This is a genomic window from Maribacter sp. R77961 (genome assembly GCF_044594925.1).
Classification (GTDB): Bacteria; Bacteroidota; Bacteroidia; order Flavobacteriales; family Flavobacteriaceae; genus Maribacter.
In genome coordinates this window covers 3845399-3872099 of the sequence record NZ_CP138991.1, presented here as the reverse complement: position 1 = coordinate 3872099, position 26701 = coordinate 3845399, and the positions used below count along the sequence as shown (strand labels likewise).

Here is a 26701-nt window from a genome sequence, read left to right as displayed (position 1 = left end):
TATATTTTTAAGGTAAAATAGTGGTTAAGGAGTAGTTTTATTAACTCTTTTCGAATCAATACTAATCAGAATGCCATTTAAGAAAAATGTATGTTCAAAAAGAGCTATATTGGCTTTAGATACAAATTAAAATGAATACTTATTTAATTATTGCATACCTAATTATATCGCTATGGAGTGCCATAAATATTGTATTCTACGGCTCGCGTCCTACTAAAATGGTTAGTTGGATCTTAGCTGTTTTCACCCTTCCTTTTGCAGGAGCAGTTTTGTATTATCTCTTTGGCGTAAACAGAAGAAAGTTCAAACTTTTTAAACTTCGCCAGACAGAAAAAAGAAAACACTATTCAGAAACCTATAAAGAACTTAAAAACGGTGAGTATAGTATTCACGAATTCGATAATTCCGTTGAAAACAAAATTGCTAACCTCATCCGCAAGAACAGTTATTTTGCACCTTATGAAGGAAATAAAATCACCTTGCTCAATAACGGTGAGGATACCTTTACATCTATTTTTGATGCTATTGAAGGTGCGAAAGAATCGATACATATTCAATATTACATTCTAGAGCAAGGTGAACTTCTGGACACGTTATACGAGTTGTTCAAAAAGAAAAGAAAGGATGGGGTTGAAATAAGAATGATTTATGACTCTTTCGGCAGCTCCCATATGCGAGGAAAAGCCGTCAAAAGATTTAGAGATCTTGGGATTAAAGCGAGCTCTACCATGCCAATTCGTTTTGGCAATCTGTTGTTCACCCTTAATTACAGAAATCACAGAAAAATTGTTGTTATCGATGGTAAAATCGGTTTTACGGGCGGTTATAATGTATCCGACAAGTATATAAAACCAATTTCGGATTTAGGCGTTTGGCAAGATTTACATCTGAGGATTGAGGGGCCTGCAGTAAATAGCCTGCAACGTGTATTTGTCAAAGACTTTCATTTTGCCACCAAAGAAGAACTCATGGTCGAAGATGCTTGTTTTCCAAAAATTGATAAAAAAGGCGAACATGTTGCCCAAATCATTTCAAGTGGACCAGACTCCAAATACCCTTCTATTATGCAACAATACTTGGCTATGATAAATGCTGCTGAAAAGAGCATAAGTATTGCCAATCCTTATTTTATACCGGGAGCACCAGTTTTAGAAGCGTTACGCATTGCAGCATTAAGTGGTATTGAAGTAAATCTGCTAACTCCTAAAAAATCCGATTCCTTATTGGCTAAATACAGTATGTTCTCTAGATTTGAAGAATTACTGCAAGTTGGTGTGAATATATATTTACGGCCAGATTTTTCACATAGCAAGGTCATAATTATTGATGATAAAATGGCATCGGTCGGGTCGGGAAATTTTGACTACAGAAGTTTTGAACATAATTTTGAAACCAATGCACTAGTCTATGATAAGGCTATATCAAAGAATATTTCAGATTTATTCCATGGGCGTTGCACAAAAGAAATTCAGTTAGAGTATGTGGCTTTTAAAAATAGACCTATTTTAACCAAATTCATTGAAGGCTTGGCTAAATTTTTCAGTCCATTGTTATGACATTTTGTTCAAAAATTTTAAACCTATTTTATATTTTATCGCTTTGCTTTTTTACTATGACCATGAATGCCCAACATATCATACCTCAAGAGATATACGAAGAAGCAAAAATTGCACTTTCTCATTATCCAGAATTGGCACACACACCTATAGAATTTAAGTTCAAGAGCAAAATAAAAAAGTCTACCATGCAGGCGCAACCTGTATTTGGGCATCTATTCAGGTCAAAGAAAAAACGTGGCTATAAAATATTGATCAGTGAGGAGATAGAAATCAATAAAAAAATATTAAAAACCGTAGAAATGCCCTCTAAAATTATGATTGGTTGGTTGGGCCATGAGTTAGGACATGTGTGTGATTTTAAAGATAGAAGCGGGCTTAATCTTATTGGTTTTGGTATAGGCTATCTTTTCTCAAGAAATTATATCAGGGAAGCGGAACGAAGAGCGGATACTTTCGCCGTGGCCCACGGTATGGAAGAGTACATTCTGGACACCAAAGAATTTATACTTAAAAAAGCCGGACTATCTCAAAAATACGTGGATCGCATTAAAGATCTGTACTTGTCGCCAGAAGAAATAATGACGCTAGTTGAAGAACGGGATTTACCTTTAAAGACGCAGTAACAACTTACCAATTGGCTACAAAATCCTCAAACTCGCTAAACTTTTCCTCGCCCATTACGCGCTCCATTTTAACCTGACCTCCTTTTTTCTTTCTTTCATCGTTCCAGGCATAAAAGACCTCTGGATTAATCAAATTCACCTTAACTCCTTGGAGCGCTTTAGAGCGAGCCACTTTGTAATTCTTGTTCGCGTCTTTTAAGCTTTTATCTAGTGCTTTAACAACTGCCGCTTCATCCATTTTGGTCGTCGAACCAAGATACCAAGTATGGTAGAAACCATCTTCATACTTCTTTGCGCAAAGGGTGTACTCCGGTATGGTACAGTTAAACTCTTGTTCTATGTGCTGCACAGCGTCATCCATCTTATTCACAGATAGTTGGGAACCCACTGTATTTAGAAAAAACTTTGTTCTACCCGTTATTCTGATTTCTGCTTTGGACACATCCGTGAACTCAATAGTATCTCCAATCATATACCGCCATGCCCCTGATACGGTACTAATAATAAGAACATAATCCTGCTCTTCTTCTACTTCTGACAACATTATAGCTGGCGCATCTGGCGTTAGCGAGCCATTTTCATTTATATATTCCGCCTTAAATGGAACGAACTCGAAAAAGATACCATTATCCGTCACTAACTTCATTGCATCGGTTTCTGGTCTGTTCTGAAAGGCGATAAATCCTTCCGAGGCCAAATAGGTATCTATCACGGTTATGGGTCTACCCATAAGTGCATTAAAACTTTTTTCATAAGGACCAAAAGCAACACCGCCGGAAGTATATACTTCAAGATTGGGCCATATTTCGTGAATATGATTTAGATTATGTCCCTTAATTACCTCTTTTAGCATCAACTCTATCCAAGAAGGTATGCCACTAAGCGCCCCGATATCCCAATTAGGAGCTTCTGCTACAATTTTCTTTACTCGCTTATCCCAGTCATCTATTTCGGCGATTTCTTTACCTGGCTTATAATAACCCCTAAACCAAGAAGGGATATTACTGGCACTGATACCGCTTATTTCTCCTTCCAAATGGTCGTTATTTTCAAGTAAGTCTGTTGAGCTACCCAACATCAAAATTCCTTTTTCGAAAAAATCTGCAGGAATATCAAAATTACTTAAGGCCAATACCTGTTTAATACCCGCACTCTTTATAGCCTTAATCATATCCTCGGTAACGGGAATACGTTTACTGGTCTTTCCCGTAGTACCAGAGCTTAGCGCAAAATAATTGGGATTACCCGGCCAGGTAATATCATGCTCGTTGTCATGAAGTTTGCTCCACCAAGCTTCGTTTATGGTATTATAGTCAAAGTAAGGAACTTTGTTTTTGTATGCTTCATAACTGTTTTTTGCATCAAGGATTTTCTCAAAGTTATAGTGCTTACCAAAATCGGTATCTGCAGCTTTGTTCAGTAAAGATGCTAAAACTTCCTCCTGTTCCTGCACAGGATTTGAATCTCCTGTGACATTATCCGCTACATTAATAATTCCCTTAATAAGACTTCCAATAACAGGCATATAATAGTTTTTATGATTTATCTAAAATTAGCATATGACAAAAGCTTTACTTTACTCTAATGAAATAAAGCTTAACTGTTATGGGCAAATAACTCTAAAAAGTAGTTTTTTTAACAACTTCACCTCAATTTGAAAACATAACTAAAAAATGGTATTGGTTCATAAATTATCGCTTCCCGATTAAAAATTTCTTCTATATTTGTTTGTACCAAAACCAACTATGACCGAGAATATTAAGTCCATGTTCAGTAAGATGAACGATGAGACAAGAGCCGAGGCGATTAAATGCCTTAGAAAAGAGTTTAATCTAGACTCTTCTACACGTATTAAAAATACCTGGCTCATCGGTGGTAGAATACCTCCAGCATATCAAGAAAGAATAGTTCATATATTTCAGATTTTATTAAGACAACAGACCTTAAAAATTCGTGAAATCGTAGTAAATTTTTAGAGTTTATCCCCGAATATTTTTATATCAACTTCAAGAACGTCCTGCAGACGCATAATGGTTTTAAAGGAGTGAATTTTAATTTTATTGAAGTTAATCTTATCTTGTTATACCTTAAAACACTAATGAAATGGAAAGAAAATATCTTACGGTTTGGCTATTCTTAATTGTGGCAACCGTTTTTGGCCAACGCTCAAATACTATTGAACTAGAGCGTTTTACAGAATTAAAAGTCTATGATAGAATAATTGTAACGCTCGTAAAAAGCAATGAAAACAAGTTGGTCATTACCGGAGACGACAAAGACGAAGTGGAAATTTCTGAAAAAGGTGATTTATTAAAGATAAAAATGGAGTTTGATAATTTTCTTGATGGGAATGAAGCCAAGGCAACCCTATACTATAAGGAAGAGCTTAGTCTAATAGATGCCAATGAAAATGCCAAAATCATTTCCAATGAAGTCTATAAGGGGAAACGGACCGATATTCGAGGTCAAGAAGGTGGAGTCATAGACTTGGAATTAGCTGTTGACTATGTCTATGTCCGCGCCATCTCGGGAAGCGAAATTACGCTTACCGGTAAAAGTAATGAACAAGAAATTGCTGTAAATACCGGAGGCAAAGTCTATAATGAAAATTTTAACACTAGAGAAACCACCGTTACTGTGCTTGCTGGCGGAAGGGCAGATGTAAAAGCATCTTCAAAGGTTATCGCAAAAGTAAAGGCAGGCGGTTCTATCTACATCTATGGTAATCCTGATAATATCGAGAAGAATAAAGTATTTGGAGGTAAAATAAAAATTATGGACTAAAAGAGCTATTGTCCAATTTCCATAGCATCAAAACCTACTAGCTCGTTTTCTCGAAAGGCCGGAGTAACTTGTATGGGGTTGCAACAAACTTCACAATCCTCTACATAAGTTTGTTCATATACAGAAGGGTCCAATAGCATGGACACATTTTCCCAACAGTAGGGACATTGAAAGAAATGCTCGTGCATCTTTAGTATGGATTGTATTTAAAATGAATTATGCTTTTTGAAGAACTTTGGTTAACTCTTCCAAGGTCATACGTTGCACGATGTTCTCGGCATTAGAATTCAGTATAAGTTCTTCTCCTAAACGCAGTACCATTTCTTCTTCCTCCTCTTCTAATTGTAAATCCGATGGTGTTGCTTTTATCTCTTCAAGCTTTAGATCAAACCGCTTTTTCAAGGTGATGACCCCGTTGGTATTCGATAGCCGAAAACCACTATAGTCGATTAATCTTTTAATTCCGTTGAAAAATTTAAATCCATTGAATACCAAACTGGCCATAGCAAAATTTATAGCTAGTGAGAATACATTGAAATCGTCTCCATTGACGAACATGGCCACCAATGAACCAATACCATAAACTCCAATAAAAAATACTGCTAGACCAATTATTATAGCTAAAACATCCATAATAATAGCTTTGGTAGTCCTGGTCACAATAACTCCATCCTCTGTAAATTCAGCATTAAAACCAAAATCCTTTAGATATTCTAGATTTTTAATTTGATGCAACTTGTCGCCAATGGCCAATTCCAGGTCACTCCTGTCTACAGCTAAGTTTCTCGTGGTTAGCTCTTGATTTAGGATTAACTGAGATTCAAAGGTTAGCATTTGATATTGCCCCAACACCTCTCTAAGTTCCTTTGTAGTTTTATCGCTATACATTGATTAATGTGTTTGGTTCTATTTAGAATTCAACATTCAATAATTGCCCTGTAAGCTGTAATAACTGAAGTTCTGACAGCTTAGCATCATACTTGGCCAAATTCTTATTGGTCTGTGCATTCAATAAATTTATCTGCGCCTGTCTAAATTCTATGGATGTAATTCTACCCAACTGAAATTGCTCTTTTGAACGCTCAAAATTGTTCTGATTGGTCAAAACATTCTGCTCTTGTATTTGATATATATTGAGTCTGTTCTCATATATAGCTAAGGCATTTTGAATATCTCTATTTACTTGTAATTCAATTTGCTCTTGTAGTATTTCTTGATTTTCATAAGCAATTTTGGCATTCTTAACCCTTACTGTGGTACCGCCACCATCGAACAGGTTCCAAGTTAACCGGGCTCCCAGTCCAAAACTTCTATCATTATTAACATTTACCCCAGGAAAGAATGCCGATGGTGCATTCTGATTAAGATTCCAGCCATAAGAACCGGTTAAATCTAAATTAGGAAGATAGCCAGCACTATTTACTTTTATATCATAAGCATTGATTGCCAAATTTCTTTCCGTCTGTAAAATGGCAACATTATTTAAAGTAGCCTGCGCCACATATTCGTCTAGTTTTAATTTGGGAATAAATGTCACTAACGTATCAACTTCGTACGTTTCATTTAAATCTTGACTTAAAACCACGTTTAAATCGCGCTTTGCATTTGCCAGTTGTTGCCTCGTATTCAATAGGTTTATACTATCGTTGGTAACATCTACTTGGGCATTTAAAATATCTAGCTTCGTATTCTGTCCGTACTCAAAAGCGTACTCGGACCTTGTGATACGTTGCTTAGAAATCTTTAACGCTTCTTTTTGTACATTCTTATTTTCGGTTAATCTTGCAATCTCAAAATACACACTGAACATTTGTATCATGGTATTTTCAATAGTTTCCCTTGCCTGCAGACTAGTAAGCTGATATTGCTCCTTAAGCCGTTTGAAATTATAGAACCTTCCCAACCCATCAAATAAGGTATAATTAGCCGTTAAACCTGCATTATAACGTTGCGCTTCGGCCTTGTAAAGATCCGTATCCGGTCTTGGCACAGGATTTCCAGCATCGTCCAGTAGTGTTTCGCCGCTATTAGGATCTCTAAGAAACTGACCTGGAAATTCAAACGTAGAATCATCTCTTTGATAATTAGCGCCTGCATTACCTACCAAAGTGGGTAAATAACCCGAGTTTAGAATACTCTTATTATTTTCCGCTATTTCTATATCGTTCTTAGCTACTTGGATACCAAAATTATTCTCCAAGGCCTTCACAACAGCCTCTTCTTTAGACAGCATTGTATCCTGCGCAACGACTCCCATTACCGCTATTAAAAAAAGCAGGGAGCATAGTCGTAATCGTTTCATTCTATTGTTCCTTCAAGTTCTTTATTAGTAGTTACCCCGTTATTGTTGGTCTTCAATAAACCAGTATTACCATGGCTTTTTTGACCTTCTAAATGAAGTCCCTCTTTCTTTTCCTTAATGGCCCTTTCCACTTCTTCCTTGGTTATCAAATGTCCGGAAGCCAACAATCTATTTTTAGATTTGAGATTATTACTGAACGAGAGGAACAACGGAAGCATTAAAAGGGTCAAAAGTGTTGCTATACCTATACCATAGGCGATAGAAATAGCCATTGGTTTCAAGAATTGTGCTTGCCTACTTGTCTCTAGCATTAATGGTGCTAAACCGGCTATCGTCGTAATCGAGGTTAGAAAAATTGCCCTAAATCTTGAGCGACCTGCTTCAAATATAGCATCTTCAAAAGTCATACCTTCCCTAAGATTAGTGTTGAACCTCCCTATTAGAACCAACCCATCGTTCACCATAATTCCGATGAGGGCAATGATACCTAAGAGCGATAACACATTGATGGGGAAATCATGAATCCAGTGTCCCCAAGCAACAGCAGTTAGGCTAAAAGGAACCAATAACAGCAACATTAAGGGTTGACTAAAACTCCTAAATGTGAACGCTATAGTAATGTAAATTAAGAGCAGTACAGAAAAGCCTACGACTTTTAAAGAACCTGTTAATTTACCCAACTCTCTGTTTTGCCCCTCATAAGAAGGTGAAACCGTTGGGTATTTTGATAGGATTTCTGGCATTATTACCGTTTGTAGTTCAACCATGATATCGGTAGGACTATCCTTAGGATTTTTTAAATCCGCAGATACTTGTATTTCCCTTCTTCCTTCCAACCTATTTATGGCCACATCACCACGCTCAATGGAATATTCCGCAATCTCCTTTAAAGGAACCCTACTTCCGCTAGGTGTAACTATTCTCATCTCATCCAAATCTGCTATAGAGGAGCGGTTTTCACGGTCATAGCGCACCCATACCCTAATCTCGTCCTGTGATCTCTGAAAACGTTGTGCCTGTGTACCAAAAAAACCAGCCCTTACCTGACTCATGACATTTCGTAAATCTAGCCCTAGTAAGTAGGCGTTCTCCCGCAGCTCCAATCTTATTTCTTTAATACCAGCTGGATCATTATCGGCAATATCCTTTAATAACGTATTGCTCTCTAATGCAGCTTTCAACTCTTTTTTTGCAGCCTTAAGTTCTGTAATATTATTGCCCAATAATGAAACGGAGACGGGAGAACCCCCAAAATTACCCCCAGAACCATATATAAGACTTTCAACCCCAATTACGGGGCCAACCAATTCTTGTAGTCTGTTGGTCACCAAATCTGCGGCAACAGCATCTGGACGTTCTTCTCCTGGTAAAAGATTAATAGTTAACCTTGCCGTAGCTGATCCAGGTCCTGCTCTTCTGATCATATTTTCAAAGAGTACCTTATCCGTACCTTTTAAATATTCCGCTGTCAATTCTTCATTTACAATTTCCGCCTTTTCCTCTATCATGCTAATGATGGAATCGGTAATCATTTCATTGGTACCGTTAGGCATTTGAAGCTCTACCTGCACTCTATCACTAGCAATTCTAGGAAAGAAGGCCGTCCTAATAATTCCGCCACCTACGGAACCAAAGGTCAGAATTAAAGCCACTGCAAAGAAACTGAAGGTGAGCACCTTATATTGCATTGCGAAACGCAATACCGGCGTATAGAATTTGTCCCGCATCCAAGCCATGAACTTATCTCCGGATTCGTTTATCACCCTTAATTTAGCAAACGCTTTGCCCAAACCTTTTTTAGGCTTCTCGTTTGAAGGCTGTAAGGCCTTTGAATGTGCAAGGTGAGCAGGAAGTATGATTAATGCTTCAATCAACGAAACGGCAAGTGTCAAAATTACGATTACAGAAACTTCTCCAAAGAATTCGCCAATTCTACTGTCCAAGAACAAGAAAATAGAAAAAGCCAAAATTGTAGTTATAATAGCTGAAATTATTGGAGGAAGTACTTCCATTGTACCATCTACCGCTGCTTGAACGGGCGATTTACCTTTTTCATAGTGTTGATAAATATTCTCGGCAATGACAATACCGTCATCAACTAAAATCCCGATAACGATAATCATACCGAACAAGGAAAGAACGTTTATGGTTACATCAAAAAAGCCAGCAAATATGAACATCCCTAAAAACGCTACAGGTAATCCAAAAGCAACCCAAAATGCCAATCTCGTATTTAAAAAGAGTGACAAGAATATCAATACCAAAATCATCCCCATGATGGCATTTTCAGTCAACAATTGTGTTCGCTGTACCAAAGTCGTAGAAAGATCGGATACGACATCTAGCTTTACGTTATTATATTTCTGATTGAAATCTTCTACATATACTTTTACCTTTTCGGCAGAACTTACCAAGTCTTCCGTGTTTGTGCTGGTAATGGTCGTATTAACAGATAGGTTCCCGTTAAAATAAGAGGCATCCGGCGTCTCCGAAAAACGGTCGCGTATAATAGCCACATCCTTTAGTCTAATCGTAGAACCGTTAGGGTCTGCCCTTACGATTAAGTTAGAGAGCTCATCACCATAGTAAGACCTATTATTGGCTCTTATGAGATATTCTTCCGTATCGGTTTTTATATTACCTCCAGTAACCAAAATATTGGCGTTACCAACGGCTTGGGCTACTTCCGTAAAGGAAATACCATAAGCTAACAAATTATTCTCGTTAACGGCAATTTCTATCTCTTCCTGCGGGTAACCGGTAACCTCTATTTGAGAAATACCATCAATTGCCCTAAGGTCGTTCTCAATTTGCCTACCCACATTTTTCAGGGTCGCTAAAGGAATGTTCTCGCCACTTATGGCAAAACTTATCGTTTGCCGTATCGCTTCCAATTTGGACACGATCAAAGGTTCCATTCCCGTGGGGAAAGTGGGCACCCTGTCAACCGCATTCTTTACCTCTAAGAGCATAAAATCTATATCTCGCCCCTTTTCTATTTCTACATTTATGGTACCACTATTCTCTCGTGAGGTAGATGTTACCCTGTCCACACCTTCTAAACCTTTAAGGTTATCTTCGATTTTTAAGACAATACCTTCTTCCACCTCTTGGGGAGAAGCCCCAGGGTAGGTTATGGAAATGGAAATATTCTTAGAATCCGTTAACGGAAAAAATGAAGATTTTAAAGACTTTGCCCCTACGATTCCAAAAATTGCAAATGCAATAATCACCACGTTTACCGCAACATGATATCTTATGAAATACTCGATTAACTTTCGCATTACCCTTTCGTATTTTCTGGTTGGTCCTTATAAACTTTTACCGCCATACCCGTATACGCTCCAATTAGGGGTTTGGACATAATAGTAACTCCGTTAGGAACATCTTTTAAGACCACACGTTTATCAGAAAAATATACTGGCTTAACGTTAATTACATCTAAAACTGAATCTTTAACAACAAAAATCCTATCGCCTTCCATAAGTAAGTTCCTATCAATTTCTATTGCATTGTCCTCTTTTCTAGCGTCTAAATACGCTTCCAGATACATGCCTTCCCTTAAAGTAGCATCGCTAACTTCTATATAAGCTTTGATAGTCTGTGTAGCTTGGTCTACCCTTCCGTTTATTCTGGAAACTTTTCCCGTATAGGCTTTGGACTGGTCTAGCGTACTAAGTTTTACAGATTCACCGACTTTGAGCAAATCTGTATAGGTTTTACTGACCGATACCTCCAATTCATAAACACCAGGATTAATAAACTCCCCTAGCTTCTGCCCTGCTCTGACCAAAGAACCTTCCGTGACCGAAGCTTCTGTTAATATACCTGTAAACGGAGCACCGATTCTATATTTAGATAAACGTTGCTCCAAGTTTTTTACATTGTAGTAGCTTGTAAGAATACCACGACCTGATATAAAAAAGCGTTCTTTTTCCGAAGTCATATCTGGCAGCGCAGGTGTGCTTTTAGCCATATCGAAATTATTAAGGTAGGTTTGCCATTTTGGATAATACTCCGGGTAATCTAATCTTAAATCGGGCATTATAGAAGTTAGTTCATTATAGAGGTTGCTTTTTGTAGATTGCACACTTGCAGCGTATTCTGAAGCATCTATTCTAATGATAGTTTCACCCGCCCTAAAAGACTGACCTTCCTTGAACAACTTACTTCCTCTCTTAAAGACCCCCTGTACCTCTGCATAAAGTTCTACCCGCTGCTTAGCATTAAGGTTTCCGTTAGCCGACACTACTATGGGCACCGTTCCATTCTTTACTACTTCAGTAAAAACAGTTTTCACTACTTTCCCTGCTTTAGGTCTAAAACTTTTTTTGCTGTCCACAATTCCTTTTGCCACAAAGAAGGAACCAACAATTAGCAAGATTCCTAGAATAGATAAAATAATCTTTCTCATAGTAAGCGGTTATATCGATTTTAAATTGAAGTTATTCTGAACTCTCTTGAGTGTATTAATAATAAGGGCCTTTTCTTCTTTATTGATGCCTTGTTCCATGACATCAATTACTTCTTGGATAACAGGTCTGGTTGCAGCTAATATTTCTGAACCAACAGCAGTAATAAAAATTTCATTGTTCCTTTTGTCCTCTTTGCTCTGAATTCTACGTATGTACTTCTTTGATTCCATCTTGGAAATTAGTCTCGCAAGTGAAGATTTATCCCTGTAGGTAAGTGATGCCAACTCGTTTTGATTGATACCGTCTTGTTCGTGCAGCTTCTTTAGAATTACCATCTGTTCCTTGGTCATGTCCAAACCATATCTATCAAAGGCCTCCTGCAAATGGTAATCTACCATTTTAACGGTTCTCCCCAGCCATGGACCGATGGAGGTTTCAAAATCTATTTCGAAGGTTTTGCTAGACACGGTGCGAAACTACTAAAAAGGCATTAGTTGCACATGCAACCAATGTTAAAGTAATCTTAAATATGTTGAAGACCTCAGCTCATAGATGAAACAAAAAAAGCCCCAATAATTAAAGGGGCTTTACTTTTAAAAAATCATAGTGCTAATCTTCTATATCCTCAAATGTGTTGGTAGCCATTCTGGTTTTCGTAAGATTCTCTTTTCCAAATTGGATATTCAAAAATTCATCATCACTATCAAAAGTGGCCAAGCCTTCTGTCCTTAAATTCTGTAGCGAGCGAATAGACCTAAAGTTATTTCCCTGCAATTGAACGAACTCTAGATTTGCCAAATTAGCCGTACTCTGAGGTAAATTACCTTCAAATTGATTGTATGAGAGTACCAATTCTTTTAAATTTCTCAATTGTCCCAATTCTACATCTATGGCGCCACTTAGCTTATTTCCAAATAACTCCAGACTTTCCAGGTTTTCTAATTCCGCAATTGATTTCGGTAGTTTTCCCTCAAAATAATTACTGGATAAATTTAGCATCTTCAAAGATTTAATATCTCCTATCCCATTGGGTATAGTACCTTCTAACAGATTATTGAATAATGACAAATCCTCTAAGTTCTTGGCGTTTGCTAGATTTTCTGGTAAACTTCCTGTAAGCGAATTCATTTCTAACCGTATGGACTTTAATTTCTCTAATGAAAATATTTCTACCGGAATTTCTCCACTGAGCTTGTTAAAAGCCATATTCAAAACTTTCAGATTTTTTAGATTTTTTATGGAAGATGGGATATTCCCTTCCAAACCGTTTCTGTGAAGGTTCAGTGCTACTACTTGCCCATTTTCAATAACTACGCCTTGCCAGGTTGTTTCGCTTTTGGTCAAGTCCCACGTAACCGCCCATTTTTCACCAGAAGTCTGATTATAAATAGCTATTAAAGCTTCTTTTTCTACTTTTGAAGTCTGACCTTTTAAAGAAAAACCACAAATCATTAAAGTGACGAGCAAATATTGCTCAATAAATCGTTTCATACTACTACTAATTAAATCCTACTTAACCCTAAAATAAACTAATCAATCAATTAACCTAAGGTTCTTTACTGCGCGCATTACCTTTCATTAACGTAAAAATTTTTAGTTTATGATATGGACATAAAAAAGAGGTACGATTAAATACCTCTTTTTTTCACCAAACTAACTAAAAGTGTAAACTACTCTTACTCATCTATATCTTCAAACTTTGTATCCGCCATTCTGGTTTTCTCAAAATTTATCTCTTTGAACTCTATTTTTCTATCGTCCCTATCATAGTCAAAAACTAAATATTCTCTGGTTTCCAACATTTCGAGATTTTTAAAAGAATCGAATTTATTATTCTGTATCTGGAAAACTTCTAAACTCGCCAACTGACCAAACTCTTCGGGAATATCGCCATTTAAGCTATTGTTCGCCAACACCAATTCTTTTAGGTTTCTAAGATTTCCCATTTCCCCGGGAATCGCTCCTTCTAATGTATTCTCAAAAAGACCCAATGTTTCTAACTGTGTAAGTTCTCCCAATGAATTTGGAATTGAACCCTTAAGAGCATTACTGGATAAATTCAAAACTCTCAATCCTTTGATATTACCAATACTTTCAGGAATGGTACCTGATAAAAAATTATTAAAAACAGATAACTCTTCTAAACTAATTAGGTTACCAATTCCTGATGGAATAGCACCCTTTATCCTGTTCATTTCTAATTTAAGAATCCGTAGCTTAGAAAGCTCCGCTATTTCCTCGGGTAGCTCACCAGTTAATGAATTGAACGCCAAATTTAAAACCGTTAAGTTTTCTAAACCGCTAATACTATTAGGGATGGCACCCATTAAATTATTCCTAAAGAGATTTACCTCTACTACTTTATTATCTTGCACCTTAACACCATACCACTCGGAAACAGGAGCTTTTAGATCCCATTTTTTCACCCAATGAGTTCCATTGGTGCTATTATAGAGACCAATCAAAGCCTTTTTCTCTTTTTTTGATACTTTAGCAATGCATACGTTGCAAACTAGTAGTGCAGTAAATAAAAGTGCGTACAGGTTTTTCATTGAGATTAGTTTTACGTTAATTCTAACTTTACTAAGAATTATCCTACAAATTACTACTAATAACGATGAAAAATCAAAATTTATCGTTGAACGGTATCGCTTTGTTGTGAAAGTGTCTAAAGTTGTGGTGTAGGGCTACATATTGTAGGTGAAACTTTCTATAGTTCTACTATCTCCAATTCATTTGTAAGTTTTTCCCAATCTATCATAAGCTTTTCAAGGGTATCTTTTTTAGCTTGATATTTATCAAAGAAATTGCTCTCAGCGATGGTAGCGTCATAATTCATTAACAAATCATGGTCAATAGTCTTTATTTCCTTTTCTAAATCCGCAATTTTGGACTCTGTAGTACTTATTCTGTTCTTTAGACTTTTAACTTTCTTTTGATTCTCAAAGGAATTATTTTTCTTGGGTATTTTGGCAATGGCCGGCCCAGCCTCTTTCTTTTCAATACTTCTAAAATTCTCTACCTTTCGCTGTTCCAAATAGAAATCAACATCTCCAAGATATTCCTTAATCTTTCGGTCCTTGAACTCATAAACTTTATTTGTAAGCCCTTGCAGAAAATCCCTATCATGTGATACCAATATTAAGGTTCCTTCAAAATTTTGACAGGCCTGTTTTAAGACATTTTTGGACTTAATGTCTAAATGGTTCGTAGGTTCATCCATAACAAGGACGTTAAAAGGTTGTAGCAGCATTTTAGCAAGTGCTAATCTATTACGCTCCCCTCCTGATAGTACTTTTACATATTTCTCTACCTCATCGCCCCTAAAAAGAAAGGAACCCAGTATATCCCTAACCTTGCTCCTATTGGATTCGTTTGCGGCATCTATCATGGTATCTAAAATAGTCTTATTACCGTCTAGGTATTCTGCCTGGTTTTGTGCAAAATATCCTATCTGTACATTATGACCCAATTTTAGATGCCCCTCATATTCCAACTCCTTAACAATGATTTTTGCTAGGGTGGACTTACCTTGTCCGTTCTGACCTACAAAAGCTGTTTTACTGTCGCGCTCAATAAGTAAACTAATATCCTCTAAAACATGTTTTTCTCCGTAGCTTTTTGACAATGATTCCATTTCTACCACTACCTTACCTGGCGTTATTGAAATGGGAAACCTTAGGTTCATTACACTATTATCATCCTCATCAACTTCAATACGTTCAATTTTATCCAATTTCTTGATGAGTGACTGTGCCATAGATGCCTTGGTACTCTTTGCCCTAAACTTCTCGATTAAACGTTCTGCCTGTTGAATTTCTTTTTCCTGGTTCTTTTGAGCATTCAACTGCTGTTGTTTCATTTCGTTCCGTAAAACCAAGTATTTGGAGTAAGGCTTGTTATAATCGTAAATGCGCCCTAAAGATATTTCAATGGTTCTATTGGTAACATTATCTAAGAACATTTTATCGTGAGACACGATCATAACAGCTCCTGAGTAGTTATTCAAAAATTGCTCAAACCATATAATAGACTCAATATCCAAATGGTTGGTCGGCTCATCGAGCAATAGCACATCATTACTTTGCAGCAATAATTTGGCCAGCTCTATACGCATACGCCATCCTCCTGAAAAGGTTTCGGTTTTTTTATCAAAATCCTCTGACTTAAAACCTAGACCTAGTAATATTTTCTCTGTCTCACCTTGGTAATTATAGCCACCTAAAATCTCATAGTGCTGGGTAATATCACTCAAATCGACTATAAGTTGGTTGTAGGATTCACTTTCATAATCCGTTCGTTCCGCAAGCTGAACGTTAATATCATCCAGCTTTTGTTCTAAGGCCTTAATTTCTTCGAAGGCCTGATAAGCCTCTTCCAAAACATTCCTACCTTGAACAAAATCTATATCCTGTCTTAAGAATCCTATTTTAATATCCTTTTCTATAGCAATGGTTCCCGTGTCCAAAGCCATATCTCTTGATAGCAGCTTTAAAAGTGTAGATTTGCCAGCTCCGTTTTTACCCACTAGACCTACCCTATTCCCTGCGTTTAAACGGAAAGAAATTTCTTCGAATAGATATTCTCCTCCAAAGGAAACAGAAAGGTTATGAATGTTTAGCATAATATAATTATAGTTCTTAGGCCTATTTCAATTTAAAATAACTCTTATTTCAAAATAGTAATAAGGCCGTTTTGGAGCAGGTAAAACTACTCGTAATCTTTATCTTTGTGTAAAGTTTTGCAAATGTTAAAAAAAGGAAACAAACTCTACAGTATTTTAACAGGAAGTTGTCCTAAATGCCAACAAGAAAGCATGTACGTGAGCAAAAATCCTTACAAACCCGGACATCTATTTAGAATGCATGAACGTTGTGGCCATTGTAATACAAAATACAAGATAGAACCTTCTTTTTTTTATGGTGCCATGTACGTAAGTTATGGTGTGGGGATTGCTTTTGCAGTGGCAGTTTTTGTAATCGCAAAACTATTGATAGGCACTTCATTAATTAACACCTTTATTGCCATAGTAGCTACCATGGTTGTTTTTATGCCCGTAATCATTAGATTATCAAGGAATATATGGATCAATATCTTTATGAAATACGACCCGAAGGCCGCCGTCACTAATAAAGCGTAATATGCCTTAATTGAATCGTTGAATATCCATCTCCTTGTTCAAAGGCCTACCATTTTCTATATAATCATAAAGTTCTAATGCCGCCCAAGGCCCGATTAGAATTCCATGAGAACCAAAACCGTTTAGTATATAGGACCGGTGATGTAATGGATGGCGACCAACCAAGGGCCTCCTATCCTTTACTGTGGGCCTAACCCCTGCTACATGACCAACTATCTTATAATCACAATCCAGCACCTTTTCTAACTTTTCTACAAGTTCTTTTTTAGCCGCATCCGTAGGTTCATTGGACTTATCTTCTCTATTGTAATTAGCCCCAACTTTATAAAAATCATTACCTAATGGTATTATAAAAATGGATGACTTAATAGCGTTTCTCTCCTTAAGCTGTGCCGATTTAACAATAATATATTCCCCCTTTGAACCTTGTAAGGGGAGCGTATTAAATAACGGGTTTTTAGCTAAGCCATAGCCTTCTGCGAAAACAATTTGTTTTGCTTTGGTCCCCCCATATTCTAAATAATCCTCTTTAAACTGAAGCTGCTCATGAACAAATGATTCCGTTCTCAGGAGGTCTTTTTTCAACAGATATTGTATGTAGCTTTCTATGAGGACTTTAGTATCTATTCTACCGGTTTGTAAAACTTTACCGTAACCGACCGGAGCATGTAATGAATTATTTTCATTAGGAATCAAAGTTAATGACAGATAGGGTTTTAGCGGCTCTTTATCGGCAGCTTCAAACCATAAGTTTTGTTCTTCCGCACTATGAAATCTTCTCAGGACAGGAAGCTTTTGATCAAAACGAACATCCAAACTTTCTTCTATTGTACTATAAAACCTATTAGCAACTTCTAATTGCTCCGTTACATTCCAAGAAAGCGTAAATCTTTTTAAAATTACAGGATTATAAAGGCCTCCAGCAACCATAGAGGCTTGTTGCGAGCTATCATTATAACATACAAACGTTTTATTATTCTTTCTTAGCGTTTCACAGAATGATATCCCGGCCAAACCAAGCCCCACTACAATATAATCTAGCATTTGACAAAGGTAGTTAATAAGAAAAAAGCTCCGATACATGTATCGGAGCTTTTCATTATTCTTGAATTGGAATTTCTCTATTTAATATGCCCACATATCTTGTTCCCTATCTCGGATAACTTCTTTGATACGTTTTGCTTCTAAAAGCTGAAACAAGGCATTGTCGGCAATATAGTCTTTAACCTCACGGTCACCGTGCACATTATCCTCTTTATAGATTACGGCATTGAACCTTCTTGCGTTCAATAACATATCAAAAGATATGGGTTGTGCAGAATTGCGTTGATTAAATACTTTGGCCTCGTGCAATACTTCACGAGCATCTGGATACCATACCCAGAACAATTCTACTTTATCTGGATTTTCATCATCGATAAAGTTAACATCTGGCGCTACTGGTGCAATACCTAGTAAACGGTACTTTAGTTCGCCTTGACGCTTATCAAAATACCAAATACCTTTAATACGATACTCTTCAATTTCAGCGGCAGTAATATCTCTACGAGCAATAAACTCTTCAGAAACTGCTTCACCTGCATTCATTTGTTCGTATCCAAAATCTAATGTATCTGTTTTAGATAAGGCTGCGGTCAAATCACCGAAATTCCTCTTTTCGGTAAAATAAGAATCCGCATAAGCATCTAACTTACCATTTTTGATGTTCTTCATCAACACATGATATAAAGACCTTCTATCAGAACCTATATCAATGGTATCTGTTGGATAGTATAACGGAAAATTAACTCGCTCGTCTAAATCTATAGTTTCCCATAGTGTTTTAGACCAAAGAATATCTCTGTCATCCACATAACCATAGGCTAAAGGAGCGTCATTATCTACCTCCTTTTGTGCATCGGTCCTTACTCCAACATCCTGCGGCTTTTTGGCATTCAAGATATTCGCTTGGGCCATTATAGAAGCGGGTAATAAAACCACTGCTCCTACTATTAAAACATTTTTCCAATTCATGTTTGTTTCACTTTAAAATTAACCGAGCAGACTAGCTGCTCGGTATCCTTCTATTTGTATTAATTTGTTACCTCTATAACTACTGGAGATACTTTCTTCAACTTATAACTCTTGTTATTTGTGATGAATGCGTTCACATCAAAAATCTGAACGATGTCACCTCTTTTAGCACGTTTTAGTGCTGATTTTGCTCTAGAATCCAACTTATTACCTTTAACGCTAATTGTTGGTTGACCAGGAACCTTAAATTTAAATCCGCTTACCGCTAAGTTCAAATCAAAGTCAAAATCATATAACTGCGCACCGATTGTGCCAATTTCTATATTTCTTCTTGGAAGTTTAATACTACCAGATTGCTTACTAACCGTACCTTCTGGTCGTGGAATATCTTTAATTCTAAATTCAGATTTCGAAGATATTGGTTGACCATCTGGTAATGTTCCAGAAGCAACTATAGTAACAGACCTTCCTTTTCCAGGATTCATAATGTATTTACTACCGCTAACAGACCTAAGTCCTGGTGCAGAAGCACGTACTTTATTATTAGGTATACCCGGTATAGATATAGACATTGGGTTAGCTACTCCACGATAAACAACGTTCATCTTATCTGCAGCTATCAACGCAGCGTTGGGCTTAGAAATCGTTGCAAAGGAATTCTTCACAGGAACCTCTATTTCGTTTCCATCTTGCTTAAAGAATAATGTACCTGCAACTTCGTGATCACCAGCTGAACCGGAACCGATTAACATTTTAACACCGCCAGCTTCTAGCTTATAGTCTTTTCCTTCTGATAGTTTTCTACCGTCCAAAGTTAACTCAGCTCTAACCGGAGTAGAAGAATTATCGGTCTTACTGATGATAATTTTTCCGTCGTATTTTTCTCCTGTATAATAAGCTGATTTACTAGCAAAAAGTGATGTTGCAAAGTTCTTCAAAGAAACTTGCTCTGTTAACTCACCTGCCAACATTGATTTTAAGGCAGCTTCTTCCGTAATTTTAACGTCTGATTGAAGCGCCGTTAACTTAGCCAATGATGCAACTAAAGGATATCCTTCATAGTGATAGTTGATCCAATCTTGACGTGTTCCGTCTCTCTTTTCAACTTTTCCATCATCCTTCTTACCATCATCAGTCCTAAAACGATCAATAACAGATTGCTTAAGCGCCGGTGGCACTATTGCAGCTACCTGATCACGGTACCCTGTTAAGCTACTCATGAACTTTTTACCTTCTTCGGATAAATTATCTCCTTGAAAAAGTGTTTGGTCCAAGAAATCTGAATTGTCCATACGAGCATAGTCCGTAGCGTCTTCTAAACCTTCTGTCATGCCTGTCTTAAGGCTTTCCAAATAGTCGTAATATTCTTGGGACATTGCTTTTATCTTCTGGGCATTTTGATACAGCTTGTCATACTTTGCCGCATCTTCAGATGCCTTAGTTCCAAGACTTTCCAAGAACGCATCGTTACTTGCTGTTGTCTGTTCGTTAGAAGTCTCTAGCTTTTCGTTCATAATTCCGAATGCCGCTAGCACCTCTTTACTCATGTTTAATGCCAACATCGCGATGAAAATCAAATACATTAGATTTACCATCTTCTGACGTGGTGATTGTTTTCCTCCTGCCATGGTTTTAAAATTAGATTTTAATTAATAATTTGGGTTTGGTTAAAATCCAATTTTAGTTTTTGTTCATTGCAGATAACATTCCACCGTAAACACCATTCAATGAAGAAAGGTTAGTAGATAAAGAAGCCATCTGATCTTTAAGTGCACTTGCATTTTGAACAACTTCCTCATTAACAGAAGCCTGCTTGCTAGCACTTTCTAATTGTACTTTATAAAGACTGTTTAAAGATTCCATCTGAGAGGCAGCTTGTACCATTTCATCTGAATATTTCTTAGTAGATTCCATTGCATCTACAGTAGGAGCAATTCCTTTTGCTGCACCTTCGAAGTTTTTGATACTAGAACCAAGACTCTCCATAAGGTTCGCATCTACACCAGCTTCTTTTAACATGTTATCCAATTTAGCGGATAAAGATGCTTCAGCCTCTTTGATTTCAGCAGCTTCATTGCTTTTCTTACCAGTGGAAGCACCACCTTGTAATTCTGGATATACTAAAGACCAATCGTACTCATCGTCTACCGGTTCAAAAGCACTAATAGCAAAAATAAGTGCTTCAGTAATAAGACCTACTGCTAAAAGAATACCACCATTTAAGGGACCAAATTCCCAGTGAAGGATTTTAAACAATGCACCAATAATTACTACCGATGCTCCAAGGCCATAGGCCATGTTAAATAATTTCTTTGTTGATTTTGACTGTGCCATGATTTAAATTTAATTTAAGGTTTAATAATAAAGATTTGGTTAAAAATTTGATTTGAAATTTGTGTTAAAAAATAATTTGTTTACTTACATATGTTTATTTATTGGGTTGAATCTTCTTCACCCATATAGTCTTGTACTGTTCTAAAGCCAATATAACTTCTCGCGGAGTCAGAATACTCATAATCTCTTGTACTTACTTGTAAAAAGTAGGCTACATCTTTCCATGAACCACCTCTGATCACTTTACGAGTATTACTCTGATCACCACCGTTAGGGTTCATAGTAGAAACATAGTCGTAAGCACTAGGATCATAACTAGAGTTTGTCCATTCAGAAACGTTTCCGGCCATATTGTAAAGATTAAAGTCGTTTGGCTCATAAGATTTGGCTTCTACAGTATAAAGTGCTGCATCTGCTGCATAGTCACCACGTTGTGGTTTAAAGTTTGCCATAAAACAACCTGTATCCGAGATTACGTAAGGACCTCCCCAAGGATAGGTACCGCCTTCGATACCTCCTCTTGCGGCGTATTCCCATTCTGCCTCAGTTGGTAATCTGAACTGATTTACAAACTGTTTTCCTTTACTCTTTTGATCGTCATTTTTAAACTTTGTTCTCCAGTTACAGAATGCTTTGGCTTGTTCCCATGATATCCCTACTACAGGGTATTCACTGTAAGCATCGTGCCAGAAATAATCGTTATGCATTGGCTCGTTATAGGAATATTCGAAATCCCTGATCCAAACCGTGGTATCAGGATATATTTCTAATTCCTCTGTACGGATAAAGTTTTTTCTACTTTTGTTTCCTTTAGTTGATGCCCTAGCAGCCGCTTCGATATCCATCCAGCTGTACTTGTACTTTAATCTAGTAACATCAATACTTCGCTGTCCGTTATACGATTCTTCTTCTGGAATATATAATGAATCCATTACCTCAGCGTAGTACTCGTCTGGATAATCTGAAGTATCCCAGATAAGGTTTTCATCTTTGTTCAATGCTCTACCTTCATATCCGGTCTCACCCATCCCTGAGTAATTATCCAACATGTATTTATCGTAAACAGATGATTTGGTAGTATCCGCATCTTTAAATGCAAAATCACCGATACCGCCCTCTTCTGGACCAATACCGAGCTCATCGGCCAAAATGGCCAATTTTGTTCTTGTAATGGAATCTTTAACCCATTCCACAAACTGCCTGTATTCACTGTTCGTTATTTCAGTATCGTCCATATAAAAGGAACGTACCGTAACTGTTTTCGTTGGAGCGTTTAAAACCTTCGCTTGGTCTTCTTCACTTTTACCCATGATGTAAGAACCTCTTGGGATAAGTTCCATTCCATATGGTTTTTCCGGATACCATTTTTTTCCTTGGACTCCGACTAGCTCTCCTTTTGTTTTGGACCCACAACTTGTGAGTAAAAAAACAAACGCTATAGATGACAACAATAGCTTCTTCATACTTTAGGTTAAATTTCGATTTTGGTTATAACTGCAAATACAATTGTTTATTCTAACTTCTAAAACTACATTTTGAATAAATTATTGTACTAAAGTTATATTCCTTAATAAAATATTTTTATTTAATTAAAGCCTTTTTTGTAAGCTTTAAACCACCGCTCTGGAATGTTCTGATCACATGCATCTAAATAATCCTCTCCGGTGCATGGTAATAACGCAGGTGTGTTTGCTTTAGTATGTGAAGTAAAGATAGATGGCACTTCTACCCACCATCTTTCTGTTAAATGACTTTTGAAGAATACAAGCTCTTCCGCATCGGTAGGCACGGTATACTTGGTGAAGTCATCGGTTTTTGTATATGGAGATTCTTTTATTCTATAGGTTATACCTTCTATGAAATACCAAATAATTTGTGCAATGAGTTGTTGAGACTGCACATTATTCTCCATTTCATATATTCCAAATAAGGATACCTTGTCACTTATACCGGCATATCTAGAGATGGCACAAATCTCCCGACCGGTAAAACCATTGGGAGAAAAATTAGCAGAAAGACTTATTTCACTAGCTTTTATAGCCCTAACATCTATACCTACCATATGGGCATTTCTGAGAACGGGCTCTGCCAAAGAAAGATTATTTGCAATATCCCCCAACCTATACGCATCAAAAAACAAACGCTCCATTAAGTCTACCTCCTCCTGTGCATTAAAATAACTCTGATATCCGATATTGGAGAAATTGAATAAATTGTTGGGCTTGTCCGTAATGATCTTACTCATATAGGAATGTGAGGATATGAGTTCGTCTTCTATTCCAAAATCAAAACGGCTATCTACGGCTACAAGGTTTATCATATCCTTGATACCGTCAAAGGCCCTATAAGCCGGATAACAGATATCTTGAGTAGCACCAAGAATTATGGGGATTACATTTTCTTCCAAGAGTTCCGCTACTATTTCTTTTACTACGAAGTAGGTATCGTCAACAGATTCCCCTTCCTCTATATCCCCTAGATCTACTAAGGTGGCGTTCCAGTTCCCTAACAAAAGTTTGTAAAGCTGCATTCTAATGCCGGAAACATCTAACTTTTCCAGTTTTTTCTCAAATGCATTTCTAGATTCCCTAACTCCCAAAATAGCCACCGTAGCATTCGCAAGTACTGGCAGACCGTCTTTAACTGTATGTATATGTGTATTTCTTCCTATTGCCTGTGGGGGCAACAATTCGCAATGAGCCAAAACTTTATCTGCTACAGGAACTAAAAAATCAAAGGCCATGTTTGGGAATAGTTGTTCGTTATTCGTTATTCGTTGTTCGTTGTTCGTTGTTCGTTGTTCGTTGATAAATAATTAACCTTATCAGCTAGATTACTTTATCCTAAAAACTTATTACTACTGCGATTTACTTCTTTTTAGCTTTTGCCTTGGGCTTTGCTTTTGCCTTTTTTTTGGGCATCTTTTTTTCTATTAAAGCAGCAGCTTCTTTTAAAGTCATTTTAGTAGCATCTACCGTTTTGGCAAGTTCTACCTTAATCTTTCCTTTTATAATATTGTGCCGTCCCCATCTTGCTTTCTCTATTCGTATCCCTTCTTCTTCCCAGTTCTGAACTACTTTATCAATCTCCTTTTGCTTTTTCACTTCAATTAACTCCACAATGTCATCGTAAGAAAGATTGTCAAAATCGTACTTCTTGTTGACATTAATGAACATTCCGTCCCATTTGATGAAAGGACCAAAACGACCAGTGCCTTTTTGCACATCTTTATCCTCGTACTGCGCTATAGGAGCATCCGCCTTTTGTTTTGCTACAATCAACTCTACGGCACGGTCCATATCAATCTCCATTGGATCATCAGTTTTTTCCATGGAAATAAACTTTTTACCAAATTTTACATAAGGACCAAAACGCCCAACGTTGGCCTCTACTTCTTCCCCTTCATAAACGCCTAGTTTGCGTGGTAGTTTAAAAAGGTCCATGGCCTCTTCATAAGTAATAGTATTCAAAGACTGGTCTGGCAATAAACTTGCAAAAGTAGGTTTCTCCTCATCGTCTACAGTTCCTACCTGCACCATAGGTCCAAATCTTCCCAAACGAACGGAAACCTGTTTTCCACTTTTAGGGTGTTTCCCCAAAATACGCTCACCACTGGCACGATCCGCATTCTCTTCAACATCCAATACATTAGGACGAAAATCTTTATAAAAGCTTTTCATCATTTTTTTCCAATCCTCCTCGCCTGAAGCAATCTCATCAAAATCTTCCTCTACTTGTGCCGTAAAATTGTAGTCTAGGATATTGGCGAAATTTGCCACTAAGAAATCTGTTACGATCATACCTATATCCGTAGGTACCATTTTTCCTTTATCCGAACCTACATTCTCTGAAAGATTTTTGACCTTTATATCATTGGACTCCAATACCAATTGCAGGTATTTCCGTTCCTTACCTTCTATGGTACCTTTTTCAACATAACCTCTATTGAGGATTGTAGAAATTGTTGGCGCATAGGTAGATGGTCTTCCTATACCTAATTCTTCTAGTTTTTTTACCAAAGATGCTTCCGTAAAACGATATGGTGCTCTAGAAAATCTTTCCGTTGCGGTAATGAACACATTTTGCAACGCTTCACCAACCTTCATTGCAGGTAACATTCCTTCCTGCTCTTCGGCCAAATCCTCCTCATCGACGCCTTCCATATATACTTTAAGAAAACCATCGAACTTAATGACCTCTCCGTTAGCAGTAAATTCTTCCGTATGTTTATCTGCTTTTATTTTTACATTGGTACGTTCCAATTCGGCATCACTCATCTGAGAAGCAATGGTTCTTTTCCAGATAAGGTCATACAATTTAGATTGATCTCGTTCTAAAGAAGGAGATTGATTGCCTAGGTTGGTAGGTCTAACCGCCTCGTGCGCCTCTTGAGCACCTTTAGACTTTCCAGTAAAACTCCTAATCTTACTATATTTTTCTCCGTAGTTTTTTACAATAGCCTCCTTTGCTCCATTCACCGCTTCATTGGACAGGTTTACACTGTCCGTTCTCATATAAGTAATGAGTCCGGCTTCATATAGACGCTGCGCTACCTGCATGGTCCTACCTACAGAAAAATATAGTTTCCTTGAGGCTTCTTGTTGTAAGGTTGATGTAGTAAAAGGTGCCGACGGGGATTTTTTAGCTGGCTTTTTATCCAGTTTACTCACAGAAAAGTCCGCACCAATATTATTTTCAAGAAATGCTTGCGCCTCTTCTTTGGAAGCAAAGGTCTTACCCAATTTAGCCGAAAAACTACTCCCCGAGCCTGTCTTAAATTCCGCAACGATCCTGAAAGAAGCTTTGGGCGTAAAGGCCTCGATGCTTCTTTCCCGTTCAACAATAAGTCTTACCGCAACAGATTGCACCCTACCGGCAGAAAGTCCTGGCTTTATTTTCTTCCATAATACAGGCGACAACTGATACCCAACCAAACGATCTAGCACTCTACGCGCCTGCTGTGCATTCACCAAGTTGTAGTTAATCTCTCTTGGATTCTCAATAGCCTTCTGAATTGCGGCTTTAGTTACAGAGTTGAAAACGATACGTTTTGTCTTCTTTTTATCCAAACCAAGCTCTTCTGCTAAATGCCAAGATATCGCCTCTCCTTCTCGATCCTCATCACTTGCTAACCAAATCACTTCTGCCTTCTTAGCTAAATCCTTTAGCTTTTTAACTAAGGCCTTTTTGTCTTTATCCACAATATACTTGGGCTCAAAATTATTGTCGACATCTACACCTAATTCCTTTGATGGTAAATCTGCAATATGACCAAAACTAGATTCTACCTTAAAATCTTTTCCAAGGAACTTTTCAATAGTCTTTGCTTTCGCGGGAGACTCAACAATTACCAAATTCTTAGCCATGCAGTAGTATATTTTGAGCAACAAAAGTAGTCGAATTTTTTAATTTCCTGCTATGACCTTATGATATGACATCATATTTAAACCATAACATCTTCTAATTTGAGGCTATAGTTGAAGAATGAAATTTAATTTTCTTATAGGCAAAAAGCCCAGAATATCCTTATT

The 26701-nt window shown here is 37.2% G+C and carries 22 protein-coding genes; 5 read left to right on the top strand and 17 right to left on the bottom strand.

Annotated features, from left to right (window positions below; translation table 11 throughout):
* Nucleotides 1–131: 131 nt before the first annotated feature.
* Nucleotides 132–1556, top strand: a complete 1425-nt coding sequence (gene cls, locus SJY09_RS16610) for a cardiolipin synthase (RefSeq protein ID WP_396636824.1) — start codon at nucleotides 132–134, stop codon at nucleotides 1554–1556.
* Nucleotides 1557–1612: 56 nt separating this feature from the next.
* Complete coding sequence (locus SJY09_RS16605) at nucleotides 1613–2182, top strand: hypothetical protein (protein ID WP_396636823.1); 570 nt, start codon at nucleotides 1613–1615, stop codon at nucleotides 2180–2182.
* Nucleotides 2183–2186: 4 nt separating this feature from the next.
* Here the strand turns inward: SJY09_RS16605 and SJY09_RS16600 are convergent, their stop codons facing one another.
* Nucleotides 2187–3707: a GH3 auxin-responsive promoter family protein gene (locus SJY09_RS16600; RefSeq protein WP_396636822.1), complete on the bottom strand. Its 1521-nt coding sequence runs from the start codon at nucleotides 3705–3707 to the stop codon at nucleotides 2187–2189.
* 220 nt (nucleotides 3708–3927) lie between these two features.
* On the opposite strand from SJY09_RS16600, the gene SJY09_RS16595 reads away from it, so the two are divergent.
* On the top strand, nucleotides 3928–4158 hold the full coding sequence (locus SJY09_RS16595; RefSeq protein WP_396636821.1) for a hypothetical protein: 231 nt from the start codon (nucleotides 3928–3930) through the stop codon (nucleotides 4156–4158).
* Between the two features lie 127 nt (nucleotides 4159–4285).
* Nucleotides 4286–4966, top strand: a complete 681-nt coding sequence (locus tag SJY09_RS16590) for a head GIN domain-containing protein (RefSeq protein WP_396636820.1) — start codon at nucleotides 4286–4288, stop codon at nucleotides 4964–4966.
* Nucleotides 4967–4971: 5 nt separating this feature from the next.
* Here SJY09_RS16590 and SJY09_RS16585 read toward each other — a convergent pair whose 3' ends face one another.
* The 9 genes from SJY09_RS16585 to SJY09_RS16545 form a co-directional block, all read right to left on the bottom strand.
* Entirely contained in the window at nucleotides 4972–5154 is a 183-nt protein-coding gene (locus tag SJY09_RS16585) for a CPXCG motif-containing cysteine-rich protein (protein WP_396636819.1), read from the bottom strand.
* Nucleotides 5155–5182: 28 nt separating this feature from the next.
* Nucleotides 5183–5854 carry a hypothetical protein gene (locus tag SJY09_RS16580; protein ID WP_396636818.1) on the bottom strand — a complete coding sequence of 224 codons (672 nt, stop codon included), beginning with the start codon at nucleotides 5852–5854 and terminating at the stop codon, nucleotides 5183–5185.
* Between the two features lie 22 nt (nucleotides 5855–5876).
* Nucleotides 5877–7268, bottom strand: coding sequence for a TolC family protein (locus SJY09_RS16575; RefSeq protein WP_396636817.1), 1392 nt, complete (start codon nucleotides 7266–7268; stop codon nucleotides 5877–5879).
* Nucleotides 7265–10552 (bottom strand): efflux RND transporter permease subunit, encoded by a 3288-nt coding sequence (locus SJY09_RS16570; protein WP_396636816.1) that lies wholly within the window; start codon nucleotides 10550–10552, stop codon nucleotides 7265–7267. Before SJY09_RS16570 ends, SJY09_RS16575 begins: the two co-directional genes overlap by 4 nt.
* A complete protein-coding gene (locus SJY09_RS16565) occupies nucleotides 10552–11682 on the bottom strand; it encodes an efflux RND transporter periplasmic adaptor subunit (RefSeq protein WP_396636815.1) in 1131 nt (376 codons plus the stop codon). The genes SJY09_RS16570 and SJY09_RS16565 overlap by 1 nt, the downstream gene beginning before the upstream one ends.
* 9 nt (nucleotides 11683–11691) lie before the next feature.
* The gene (locus tag SJY09_RS16560) at nucleotides 11692–12150 is read right to left on the bottom strand and encodes a MarR family winged helix-turn-helix transcriptional regulator (RefSeq protein WP_396636814.1); all 459 of its coding nucleotides are present in this window, start codon (nucleotides 12148–12150) and stop codon (nucleotides 11692–11694) included.
* 142 nt (nucleotides 12151–12292) lie between these two features.
* Nucleotides 12293–13174 carry a hypothetical protein gene (locus SJY09_RS16555; protein ID WP_396636813.1) on the bottom strand — a complete coding sequence of 294 codons (882 nt, stop codon included), beginning with the start codon at nucleotides 13172–13174 and terminating at the stop codon, nucleotides 12293–12295.
* A gap of 185 nt (nucleotides 13175–13359) precedes the next feature.
* Nucleotides 13360–14235, bottom strand: a complete 876-nt coding sequence (locus tag SJY09_RS16550; protein ID WP_396636812.1) for a hypothetical protein — start codon at nucleotides 14233–14235, stop codon at nucleotides 13360–13362.
* Nucleotides 14236–14393: 158 nt separating this feature from the next.
* A complete protein-coding gene (locus SJY09_RS16545; RefSeq protein ID WP_396636811.1) occupies nucleotides 14394–16307 on the bottom strand; it encodes an ABC-F family ATP-binding cassette domain-containing protein in 1914 nt (637 codons plus the stop codon).
* A 123-nt stretch (nucleotides 16308–16430) separates the two neighbouring features.
* Here SJY09_RS16545 and SJY09_RS16540 point away from each other — a divergent pair, with 123 nt between their 5' ends.
* A complete protein-coding gene (locus SJY09_RS16540; protein ID WP_396636810.1) occupies nucleotides 16431–16823 on the top strand; it encodes a DUF983 domain-containing protein in 393 nt (130 codons plus the stop codon).
* Between the two features lie 6 nt (nucleotides 16824–16829).
* Here SJY09_RS16540 and SJY09_RS16535 read toward each other — a convergent pair whose 3' ends face one another.
* From SJY09_RS16535 to topA, 7 genes are all read right to left on the bottom strand, one after another.
* On the bottom strand, nucleotides 16830–17867 hold the full coding sequence (locus SJY09_RS16535) for an NAD(P)/FAD-dependent oxidoreductase (protein ID WP_396636809.1): 1038 nt from the start codon (nucleotides 17865–17867) through the stop codon (nucleotides 16830–16832).
* A gap of 81 nt (nucleotides 17868–17948) precedes the next feature.
* Nucleotides 17949–18836: a gliding motility protein GldN gene (gene gldN, locus SJY09_RS16530; protein WP_126593479.1), complete on the bottom strand. Its 888-nt coding sequence runs from the start codon at nucleotides 18834–18836 to the stop codon at nucleotides 17949–17951.
* A gap of 59 nt (nucleotides 18837–18895) precedes the next feature.
* The gene (gene gldM, locus SJY09_RS16525; protein ID WP_396636808.1) at nucleotides 18896–20464 is read right to left on the bottom strand and encodes a gliding motility protein GldM; all 1569 of its coding nucleotides are present in this window, start codon (nucleotides 20462–20464) and stop codon (nucleotides 18896–18898) included.
* 52 nt (nucleotides 20465–20516) lie between these two features.
* Nucleotides 20517–21170, bottom strand: coding sequence for a gliding motility protein GldL (gene gldL, locus SJY09_RS16520; protein ID WP_396636807.1), 654 nt, complete (start codon nucleotides 21168–21170; stop codon nucleotides 20517–20519).
* A gap of 98 nt (nucleotides 21171–21268) precedes the next feature.
* Entirely contained in the window at nucleotides 21269–22633 is a 1365-nt protein-coding gene (gene gldK / locus SJY09_RS16515) for a gliding motility lipoprotein GldK (RefSeq protein ID WP_396636806.1), read from the bottom strand.
* Between the two features lie 122 nt (nucleotides 22634–22755).
* On the bottom strand, nucleotides 22756–23913 hold the full coding sequence (locus SJY09_RS16510) for a formimidoylglutamase (RefSeq protein WP_396636805.1): 1158 nt from the start codon (nucleotides 23911–23913) through the stop codon (nucleotides 22756–22758).
* A gap of 124 nt (nucleotides 23914–24037) precedes the next feature.
* A complete protein-coding gene (gene topA, locus SJY09_RS16505; protein ID WP_396636804.1) occupies nucleotides 24038–26536 on the bottom strand; it encodes a type I DNA topoisomerase in 2499 nt (832 codons plus the stop codon).
* Nucleotides 26537–26701: the final 165 nt, after the last annotated feature.

Bases quoted from the DNA above. Each gene is read 5' to 3' on its own strand.
- cls (WP_396636824.1), top strand. From the start codon at position 132: ATGAATACTTATTTAATTATTGCATACCTAATTATATCGCTATGGAGT.
- SJY09_RS16605 (WP_396636823.1), top strand. From the start codon at position 1,613: ATGACCATGAATGCCCAACATATCATACCTCAAGAGATATACGAAGAA.
- SJY09_RS16600 (WP_396636822.1), bottom strand. From the start codon at position 3,707: ATGCCTGTTATTGGAAGTCTTATTAAGGGAATTATTAATGTAGCGGAT.
- SJY09_RS16595 (WP_396636821.1), top strand. From the start codon at position 3,928: ATGACCGAGAATATTAAGTCCATGTTCAGTAAGATGAACGATGAGACA.
- SJY09_RS16590 (WP_396636820.1), top strand. From the start codon at position 4,286: ATGGAAAGAAAATATCTTACGGTTTGGCTATTCTTAATTGTGGCAACC.
- SJY09_RS16585 (WP_396636819.1), bottom strand. From the start codon at position 5,154: ATGCACGAGCATTTCTTTCAATGTCCCTACTGTTGGGAAAATGTGTCC.
- SJY09_RS16580 (WP_396636818.1), bottom strand. From the start codon at position 5,854: ATGTATAGCGATAAAACTACAAAGGAACTTAGAGAGGTGTTGGGGCAA.
- SJY09_RS16575 (WP_396636817.1), bottom strand. From the start codon at position 7,268: ATGAAACGATTACGACTATGCTCCCTGCTTTTTTTAATAGCGGTAATG.
- SJY09_RS16570 (WP_396636816.1), bottom strand. From the start codon at position 10,552: ATGCGAAAGTTAATCGAGTATTTCATAAGATATCATGTTGCGGTAAAC.
- SJY09_RS16565 (WP_396636815.1), bottom strand. From the start codon at position 11,682: ATGAGAAAGATTATTTTATCTATTCTAGGAATCTTGCTAATTGTTGGT.
- SJY09_RS16555 (WP_396636813.1), bottom strand. From the start codon at position 13,174: ATGAAACGATTTATTGAGCAATATTTGCTCGTCACTTTAATGATTTGT.
- SJY09_RS16550 (WP_396636812.1), bottom strand. From the start codon at position 14,235: ATGAAAAACCTGTACGCACTTTTATTTACTGCACTACTAGTTTGCAAC.
- SJY09_RS16545 (WP_396636811.1), bottom strand. From the start codon at position 16,307: ATGCTAAACATTCATAACCTTTCTGTTTCCTTTGGAGGAGAATATCTA.
- SJY09_RS16540 (WP_396636810.1), top strand. From the start codon at position 16,431: ATGTTAAAAAAAGGAAACAAACTCTACAGTATTTTAACAGGAAGTTGT.
- SJY09_RS16535 (WP_396636809.1), bottom strand. From the start codon at position 17,867: ATGCTAGATTATATTGTAGTGGGGCTTGGTTTGGCCGGGATATCATTC.
- gldN (WP_126593479.1), bottom strand. From the start codon at position 18,836: ATGAATTGGAAAAATGTTTTAATAGTAGGAGCAGTGGTTTTATTACCC.
- gldM (WP_396636808.1), bottom strand. From the start codon at position 20,464: ATGGCAGGAGGAAAACAATCACCACGTCAGAAGATGGTAAATCTAATG.
- gldL (WP_396636807.1), bottom strand. From the start codon at position 21,170: ATGGCACAGTCAAAATCAACAAAGAAATTATTTAACATGGCCTATGGC.
- gldK (WP_396636806.1), bottom strand. From the start codon at position 22,633: ATGAAGAAGCTATTGTTGTCATCTATAGCGTTTGTTTTTTTACTCACA.
- SJY09_RS16510 (WP_396636805.1), bottom strand. From the start codon at position 23,913: ATGGCCTTTGATTTTTTAGTTCCTGTAGCAGATAAAGTTTTGGCTCAT.
- topA (WP_396636804.1), bottom strand. From the start codon at position 26,536: ATGGCTAAGAATTTGGTAATTGTTGAGTCTCCCGCGAAAGCAAAGACT.